The sequence below is a fragment of the Candidatus Cloacimonadota bacterium genome (assembly GCA_034661015.1).
Taxonomy (GTDB): Bacteria; Cloacimonadota; Cloacimonadia; order JGIOTU-2; family JGIOTU-2; genus JAYEKN01.
This window is the reverse complement of the sequence record JAYEKN010000066.1, coordinates 1-4,146: the sequence shown is the minus strand read 5'-3', so window position 1 is coordinate 4,146 and position 4,146 is coordinate 1. Positions and strand designations below refer to the sequence as shown.

General features: G+C 37.4%; 3 protein-coding genes. 2 read left to right on the top strand and 1 reads right to left on the bottom strand.

The genetic code is table 11. The annotated features are described in order from the left end of the window. Positions 1–73: 73 nt before the first annotated feature. Positions 74–505, bottom strand: coding sequence for a ribonuclease HI (rnhA, locus tag U9P79_02035; protein MEA2103407.1), 432 nt, complete (start codon positions 503–505; stop codon positions 74–76). Positions 506–769: 264 nt separating this feature from the next. On the opposite strand from rnhA, the gene ligA reads away from it, so the two are divergent. Then, positions 770–2,821: an NAD-dependent DNA ligase LigA gene (ligA, locus tag U9P79_02030; GenBank protein ID MEA2103406.1), complete on the top strand. Its 2,052-nt coding sequence runs from the start codon at positions 770–772 to the stop codon at positions 2,819–2,821. A 3-nt stretch (positions 2,822–2,824) separates the two neighbouring features. After that, positions 2,825–4,138, top strand: coding sequence for an LptF/LptG family permease (locus tag U9P79_02025; protein ID MEA2103405.1), 1,314 nt, complete (start codon positions 2,825–2,827; stop codon positions 4,136–4,138). Positions 4,139–4,146 lie beyond the last annotated feature (8 nt).

The window sequence follows — 4,146 nt, the reverse complement described above, 5'->3', positions numbered from 1 at the left end:
TTTTTAATCCCCTTTTCGTGATGTTTACAGGGATAGGGGAGTTTTGAGATTTGTTTTTTCGGGATCTGTAAGCTTATCTTTTTTCAATTTCACTTCGGGCAAGCTTGTCGCATTCTTCATTTTCAGGATGACCGTCATGACCTTTTACCCAATTCCATTTTACGTTATGCTTATTGCTAAGTTTATCTAATTTTTTCCACAAATCCATATTTTTCACAGTTTCCTTTTTAGAATTTTTCCAGCCCCTCTTTTTCCAAGAAAAGATCCAGGCAGACATCCCTTGAATTACGTATTTCGAGTCGGAATATATTTCGATATCACACGATTCCTTTAGTTTTTCCAGAGCTTTTATAACTGCGGTCAATTCCATTTGATTGTTTGTGGTTTTGGGTGAGTAACCGGAAATACGTTTGCTGTGATCGTTATGTTTCAGTATCGCACCCCAGCCACCCGGTCCAGGATTTCCGGAACATGCACCATCAGTAAAAATTTTAATCTTTTTCAATTTATCATCTCCTTAAGATAGGACGCAGACGAACGGTGAAAAAATAGAATTTCACAAAAAAATAATTGTAATAATAAAATGAATTTATATTTTGCTCAATGCAAACTTTATCAGAGAAATCAGTCCAATATGCGTTTTTTTTGCTGCGAATAGATCAGATTTACATAATTTTTTATTTATTTGGAATATTGTGTTTATGTGAAAATTGACTGAAATTTGTGTCAAGTAATTAATTTGCGAAACTTTAATAATGGATTCGATAAAATGAATGAAAAAGATGCAGAAAAAAAAATTGAAATACTAAAGAGCAAAATAAATTTCCACTCAAAAAAATATTACGTGGATAATCAGCCCATGGTTTCCGATCGGGAATTCGATAGATTAATGCGTGAGCTTCAGCAGTTGGAACGTGAATTTCCCCAATTTTTTACTGCCGATTCTCCCACCCAGAGAGTTGGTTCGGATATCTCAAATCAATTCCAGACCCGCATGCACGTTTTTCCAATGCAAAGCCTTGGCAATGTTTATTCATTCGAGGAACTTGCCGATTTCTTACAACGCATCAAAAAAAATCTTCCCGAAAAAAAAATCGAATATGTTATTGAACAAAAGATAGATGGTCTGAGCATCAATCTGCTGTATGATAATGGTTTTTTGCAATATGCACTCACTCGCGGGAATGGAATTGAAGGTGAAGACATCACCCCAAACGTGAAAACCATCAGAGATATCCCTCTTAAAATTCCTTATAAAAGCCGTATTGAAATTCGGGGTGAAATATTTCTTTCACATGCAGAATTCAGCAGACTCAATGAAAAACGAGTGCAAGAAGGGAAAAGCAGTTTTGCAAATCCGAGAAACGCAGCAGCCGGTTCGGTCAAATTGAAATCCTCTCTCGATACTGCAAAACGCCATCTAAATGCAATCGTTTATGCGTTGGGTTTCTCTGCTGAAAATAAATTCAAAACCCAGAAACAATTTCTCGAATTTTTACAGGAAAATCACTTTCGGATAAATAAGAACTTCACCCTTGTTAACTCGTTTGCCGAAATGCAAAAATATTGCAATGAATGGGATGAAAAACGGTTTGATCTTCCTTTTGACATAGATGGAATGGTCATCAAGATTAATTCTTTTGTACAGCAAAAAGAACTTGGCTCAACTGCAAAAAGCCCCCGCTGGGCAATTGCCTATAAATTTCAGGCAGAGGAAGCCGTAACAAAACTGAATAAGATCGAATTTCAAGTGGGAAGAACCGGTGCGATTACTCCGGTAGCCAAGCTCGAACCGGTGCATCTTTCCGGCACAACCGTTTCAAACGCTACTCTTCATAATGAGGACGAGATTTTGCGGTTGCGGATAAAAATCGGCGACTATGTGAAGGTGATAAAATCAGGGGAAATAATCCCCAAAGTTACCGAAGTGGTTTTTGAAAAACGAGATGGCTCCGAAAAAGATTTCGCGATGATCACAAATTGCCCGATTTGTAATTCAAAACTAATCCGCCCTGAAGGGGAAGCAATTTGGCGTTGCCCGAATGTGAATTGTCCGGCTCAGATTAAAAAAGGCATCGAGCATTTTGTCTCCAGAAATGCAATGGATATCAAAGGAATGGGTTCGGCAATAATCAACCTGTTGGTGGAAAAAAATCTCATCCGAAATGTTTCAGAAATTTATACATTCGATTATCATATTTTGAATCAATATGAAGGTTTTAAGGAAAAGTCAATCAACAATCTGATAAATGCCGTAGAGGAAAGTAAGGAAAAACCTTTTGCAAAAGTCCTTTTTGCTCTCGGAATTCGGCATATCGGCGCTAAAATTGCCAGAATAATCGCAGAAAATTTTAAATCTATTGATAATTTAATGGCGACTTCCACCGAGGAATTTCTTGAAATAGCCGACTTGGGAGAAGCAATCGCAGAAAGTATCCATGCATATTTTCAAAACGCAGAGAATGTAAAATTAATCAAAAATCTGCGACAAAGCGGATTGAATTTTGAAACGAAAATCGGAGAAAAATCCGCCTTAAATCTTGAAGGACTCAAATTTGTGCTTACGGGAAAATTGGATAAGTATTCCAGAAACGACCTGAAAGAGATTATTATCAAAAACGGAGGTGATGTTATTTCGGCAATTAGCAAAAACGTTGATTATCTTATCGCCGGGGAAAATGCCGGTTCAAAATTGCAAAAGGCACAAAAGATCGAATCAATCCGAATTATCGGGGAAAAGGAATTTGAGAAAATGTTGGAAAAAAACGCACCTGTGAATCGAAAGAAACTCCAAATTCAGGCAGACCTTTTTGAAAATTAGATCATGAAAATTCTTTCCCGCTATATTCTAAAAGAACACGTTGGACCATTTTTTCTGGCGATATTCGTCATCACTTTCGTTATGCTTCTCGACCGGATTCTGGACCTACTTAACCTGATCATCACAAAGCACTTAGCATTTATTACCATCGGAGAAGTCTTCGGACTTAGTCTCCCTTTTATGCTGGCACTTTCAATCCCGATGGCTGTACTTGTGGCAACGATTATGGCATTTGGCAGGCTTTCTTCCGATAACGAAATAACCGCATTTAAAGCAAGCGGAATAAACATTTACGCAATGATGAGACCGGTGATTATTTCTGCGATTTTCTTATCGTTTTTCATGGTTTATTTTAACAATCACATTTTGCCGAATAGCAATTATCAATTGAAAAATCTTCTCATTAAAATACATTCACGCAGACCTGCTTCCGAATTGAAACCCGGCATTTTCACCAAGCTTCAGCATTACAACTTTTATTTTCACGACCGTGACGAAAACACCGGTTTGCTCAATCAGGTCTTGATCTATGACAGAAATGACCGTAAAATTCCACGCACAATAATTGCAAAAGAAGGTAAAATAAATTTCTATAATGGCGGTAACTCGCTCAAGGCAATTCTGTATGATGGCGAGATTCACGAACGCTCGACCGACAATTCGGACTCCTACACAGCAATAACATTCAAAAAATATAAAATAGCAATTCCTGATCTCGGCATCAAACTCAGTCGCGAGAGAATCGCACATCGGGGAGACAGAGAAATGAGCTCTCAAGATATGCAATTAAAAATAGATGACTTGGATAAAAGTCGGCAATCAAAAATCGTTGAACTGAATAAATATCAATCGCAACTAAAGGATATTGAAAGTGGGAAAAACAGCAAATCCGAAAAAGAGGCAAGAAGGCTGGGGCATTTGATAAAACTTCGCAACCAGCGGATAAAGAGCATCACATCAGATATTTACAGATATAAAGTTGAAATCGAAAAAAAATATTCCATTGCATTTGCGTGCCTTGTTTTTATAATGCTCGGAGCACCGATCGGGATGATGACTAGGACGCACTCGATTGGTATCGGATTTGCAATTAGCACCCTTATTTTTATGATTTATTACGTGTCCCTTTACGGAGGAGAAGAACTTGCAGATAAGATGATAATCTCTCCATTTATCAGTATGTGGATCTCGAATATTATTTTTTCTGTAATAGGAATTTTTCTAATCGTCTATTCGGTTCGGGAGAGAAAAATCATCGAACTCGGGAAAATCATAAATATTTTTAAACGAAAAAAGGAGGATAGAGAGCATTTATGAGATTACTT